The organism is Aphanothece stagnina RSMan2012, assembly GCF_046764815.1.
Classification (GTDB): Bacteria; Cyanobacteriota; Cyanobacteriia; order PCC-6307; family Cyanobiaceae; genus NIES-981.
This window is the reverse complement of sequence record NZ_JBKOUC010000135.1, coordinates 1-249: the sequence shown is the minus strand read 5'-3', so window position 1 is coordinate 249 and position 249 is coordinate 1. Positions and strand designations below refer to the sequence as shown.

At 73.5% G+C, this 249-nt stretch carries 1 pseudogene; it reads right to left on the bottom strand.

The annotated features are described in order from the left end of the window. Positions 1–249 (bottom strand): annotated as a pseudogene (locus ACLNEE_RS17095) (hypothetical protein); the annotation flags it as partial.

The following is a 249-nucleotide window of genomic DNA, read 5'->3' as shown; positions in this document are numbered from 1 at the left end:
TGTGGCGGCGGTACCTGAAGCCCGGGCGTCCAACCCGACGGCGGTCGCGGCGGTTCCGGTGGCATTGGCGCGAGGACCCAGTGCCGTCGCCTGTTGCCCTGAGGCCAGGGCCTCAAACCCGACGGCGGTCGCGGAGGGTCCGGTGGCATTGGCGCTAGGACCTATTGCCGTCGCCTGTCCCCCTGAGGCCAGGGCCTCGGCCCCGACGGCGGTCGCGGCGGTTCCGCTGGCGTTGGCGTTGCGCCCCAA